This window comes from Lactobacillus kalixensis DSM 16043 (assembly GCF_001434335.1).
In the GTDB taxonomy this organism is placed as follows: domain Bacteria; phylum Bacillota; class Bacilli; order Lactobacillales; family Lactobacillaceae; genus Lactobacillus; species Lactobacillus kalixensis.
This window is the reverse complement of the sequence record NZ_AZFM01000060.1, coordinates 1-3,877: the sequence shown is the minus strand read 5'-3', so window position 1 is coordinate 3,877 and position 3,877 is coordinate 1. Positions and strand designations below refer to the sequence as shown.

The 3,877-nt window shown below is 35.2% G+C and carries 4 protein-coding genes; 3 read left to right on the top strand and 1 reads right to left on the bottom strand.

All coding sequences use genetic code 11. The features are described from left to right. Window positions 1-224 precede the first annotated feature (224 nt). From FC46_RS09535 to FC46_RS09525, 3 genes are all read left to right on the top strand, one after another. Window positions 225-578 (top strand): hypothetical protein, encoded by a 354-nt coding sequence (locus FC46_RS09535; protein WP_157046832.1) that lies wholly within the window; start codon window positions 225-227, stop codon window positions 576-578. 64 nt (window positions 579-642) lie between these two features. Then, window positions 643-885 (top strand): AbrB/MazE/SpoVT family DNA-binding domain-containing protein, encoded by a 243-nt coding sequence (locus FC46_RS09530; protein WP_057800161.1) that lies wholly within the window; start codon window positions 643-645, stop codon window positions 883-885. Next, window positions 885-1,262 carry a type II toxin-antitoxin system PemK/MazF family toxin gene (locus FC46_RS09525; protein WP_057800159.1) on the top strand — a complete coding sequence of 126 codons (378 nt, stop codon included), beginning with the start codon at window positions 885-887 and terminating at the stop codon, window positions 1,260-1,262. Before FC46_RS09530 ends, FC46_RS09525 begins: the two co-directional genes overlap by 1 nt. A 117-nt stretch (window positions 1,263-1,379) precedes the next feature. Here FC46_RS09525 and FC46_RS09520 read toward each other — a convergent pair whose 3' ends face one another. Next, on the bottom strand, window positions 1,380-3,578 hold the full coding sequence (locus FC46_RS09520) for a transglycosylase domain-containing protein (RefSeq protein ID WP_412363391.1): 2,199 nt from the start codon (window positions 3,576-3,578) through the stop codon (window positions 1,380-1,382). Between the last annotated feature and the right edge of the window lie 299 nt (window positions 3,579-3,877).

Genomic DNA, 3,877 nt, shown 5'->3' with positions numbered 1-3,877 from the left:
CAAATGACCTTTTTTAATTTAGGACATAGTGTCCAACTTCATTTTACAATCGGCCATAAAGTTATTTTCTTTTTATTAATTAAACTGAAACTTGAAAGGTGAGAATTATGACTAACTATTATATGCATCCGCAACGCTCTTACATAAGTATTACAAAGAAAATACAAGTTGCACAACAAACAAGAACAGATAGAGAAACTAACATCGTAGAAACTAGGTTTAATATGCTTAACCTAACTACTGAGCAGAAAATCACAACTGATTGGATTAGACTGCCACTAGAAGAAGGTACTTTTGTAGATGTTCTTGCTAAACAAATGCCAGTTTTAAGCCAAAACTTACCTTTAATTGAAACTACTTATAACAAAATGGTAGGAAATAGAAGAATGTCACAAAAGTTATGTAGCAGTTTCTTGTTAAGAGATGGAACTTCGGCAAAACGATACATGCCAATAACTGATTCGATTAACACGTTCTTAGTGGCATATCATAATCATAACGATAGAATACCGCTAAATACTGGTGGGCGTGTAATAATGCCACATGCTACAGAGATAGTGGCTATTATTGTGGAATAATTTTTATTGAAAAAATCGCCACTTTTGTATACACTTAGTATATATAAGAAAGAGGCGAAAAATTATGACTGTAAAATTAAGAAAAGTTGGTAATTCCAAAACCTTAACAGTGCCTAAAGAAATAAGTACTGTAGGTACAGAATACACGGTGAAAAATGATGGCATGAAAATAGTATTCACACCTGTTATGAAAAAGAAAAATATTTTTGCTACAAAGGATTGGAAGGATTATGATTACCAAAAAGATATTCAAGAAGATCCAGAACTACGGTCAGTAAAACCGGTTGGCCGAGAGGTAATTGATTAATGATTTTTCCAAAAAAGGGCGATGTAATTGTAGCAGATGCAGAACCGCATTCTGGACATGAGATGGGTGGACATGATCCAAAAACTAAAAACATACGAAGACATTATGTAGTTATGAGTACTGATGAGTATAATGAAGCGACTCATATGTTCATAGGAATGCCAATTACTACTTCAAGTAAATACGAAAATAATCCAAGATATAAGCCTATATTAATACCAGGTGGTAATGGTGAAGGTGTAAAAGGTTTTGTAGTTCTGTGGCAATTACAAAATTTTGATTTTGAATCTAGGCATGGAAAAATTGTTAATCATGTCAGTGATATATATTTAGATGAACTACAACAATATGTGGATGATATGGTAGGACATGATTAATTTAATTATTTGATTGGATAGTGAGAAGAAAGAATTTTTCTTTCGAAAATAGCCTAAAAGAAAAGCATTCCTCAATGGTGAAAACCACAAAAGGGATGTTTTTTAATATTTAGCTAACTATCTGCGTGTGTAGTAATAGTAATAATATAATCTGTCACCAATTCTACGAACAATTACATGACGTTGTAATTGATTTTGATTACTGTTAGGTTGATTGATTACGTTATTCGAGTTACCACGAGTAGCTCTACGAGATACAGAATCTTTTCTTTCTGCTTTTTGCACTTTAGGAGCGTGGCCTTTGACATATAATTCAGTAGTACGTCCAATTTGTCTTTTAACGACATCATCCGGCTTGTCCCAGTTCAGATTGGATCTATCTTCCATCAAGTAGCTCATCATATTCTTATAAAGCAATTGAGCAGCATTCTGTCCATTACCTTTAATATTACCTTCTGAAAGATTATCGTACCCTGTCCAAACACTCATTACATAGCTTCGAGTATAACCTACAAACCATGAGTCTTTTGGTGTGTTGCGATAGCTAGGGTAGTTCTTTAACTCATCGTCAGAATACTTAACTGTACCAGTCTTACCGGCTTGATATAAGTTGCGGATTTGAGCTTGAGTACCTGAACCACGAGTAATAACACCTTTTAGCATATCAGTAACCATATATGCTGTACCGGCTCTCATGACACGAGTGCCTGGATCATCATAATTACGAACTACTCCGTCAGGAGTTTCAATTTTAGAAATAAAGGTAGGCTTATGATAGATACCATTGTTTGATAATGCACTGTAAGCACCGGCTAATTGCAAACTTGATGCGTTAGCACCGATACCAACTGAAAGTCCCTGATTCTTCTCAATGTTTATACCCATCTTTTTAACAGAGCTTGATGCTTTTTGTAAGCCAACGGCTTCCAAAGTTCGAACTGCAGGTACATTTCGAGATTGCTCTAATGCATATCGCATTGTCATAGGCCCTAAATAGCGGTTATCCCAGTCGTACAGTTGAATACTTGTACCTTGGTAAACATATGGGGTGTCGTCTAGTGTTTGTGCGGTAGACCAGTTCAAATATTGGATAGCAGGAGCATAATCCAAGAGAGGCTTAATACTAGATCCTGTAGATCTGCCGGTCTGTACTGCCCGATTCAACCCCAATTGAACGTTATCAGGTAAATGCCGACCGCCAATAATAGCAACAACATGGCCAGTGTTAGGATCAACGATAGTAGAACCAACCTGCATTTTATTTTCAGTGAATGGGATCTCTTTAGAATTAGCAAGTTCATATAATTTATTTTGAGCCTTTTGATCAATATTGATAGTAATTTTTAGGTTAGATGTATAAGGATCAAAACCTTTGGCTCGTGCTTCGTTTACAACTTCTTTGATATAAGGATCATCAATTTTTCTTGTTTGGTTAGCTGAGTCACTATTATGTCGTGGTCGTAAACCATCTTGAATGGGTTCATTAATTGCTTGTTGATACTGCTCTTGAGTAATTTTCTTGTTGTTCAACATTGCTTGTAAAACAATATTACGTCTGTAAGTAGCAGCTTTAGGATATAGGTAAGGATCGTATGAAGTAGGGGCGTTTAGCAAACCTGCTAAAAGTGCCGTTTGTGCTAGGTCAATCTTTGAAATAGGTTTACCAAAGTAATAAGTCGATGCTGTACCTATTCCGTAGTTGTTATATCCCATGTAGACTTTATTGATATAAAACTCTAAAATTTGGTCTTTTGAATAATGTCTTGTAACTTGCATAGCAAGCCAAGCTTCTTGTGCTTTACGTCTTAAAGTACGCTGACTAGCATCTGTTGAGAAAACAGATAATTTAACTAGCTGTTGAGTAATACCTGATCCACCGGCAGAAATGTCATGGCCACGAATATTACTGATAAACGATGCCGCAATTCTAAGGGGATCAATACCTAGCGGTTCAGAGTAGAAACGTTTATCTTCAACTGAGACTACTGCGTCTTTTAATTGTTGTGGTATTTTGTCGTTTCTAAGATAAGCACGTTTATCAGAGCCTAATGATAAAAGTAATTTACCGTCATTTGTATAAAGAGCAGATGATCCACCGCTTTGCATTTTATTTGTTGTTATAGTAGGTGAGTCTTTAGCGTAATAGGCAAAAACACCAATACCAGAAACTATGCCAATCATAAATAAAATCATTAACCATTTGATAACTTGACCAACTCCATGCCAGAAGGGATGCTTTTTACGATTACTTGATCGTGTTTCATGATATTCTTCTTCCGGTTCAGCATAATCAATCTCATTAATATTTTCGAGGATAGGATCGCCATTTTCATCGAAGTAATTATTAGCTGGATCATCACTATAATCTGTATAATCATAGTGTTTTTCATCATCTTTACGCATAAGATACCTCATTCTACTAATTATTTATATAGAATAGCTAGAAGATGAAGATAAATCATAATCTATCTGAAACTCAAAAAATGGTAGGACAGGACTTATTTAGAAAAAGTCTGACGACTTAATGAAAAAACAAAAAAGCTCACTCTCTTTAGAGCAATGTAAGCGTCAAAAACTGAAGTATATTGAAAAAGCAGCTTGGCAATGATATGTAT

Bases quoted from the DNA above. Each gene is read 5' to 3' on its own strand.
- FC46_RS09535 (WP_157046832.1), top strand. From the start codon at position 225: ATGCTTAACCTAACTACTGAGCAGAAAATCACAACTGATTGGATTAGA.
- FC46_RS09530 (WP_057800161.1), top strand. From the start codon at position 643: ATGACTGTAAAATTAAGAAAAGTTGGTAATTCCAAAACCTTAACAGTG.
- FC46_RS09525 (WP_057800159.1), top strand. From the start codon at position 885: ATGATTTTTCCAAAAAAGGGCGATGTAATTGTAGCAGATGCAGAACCG.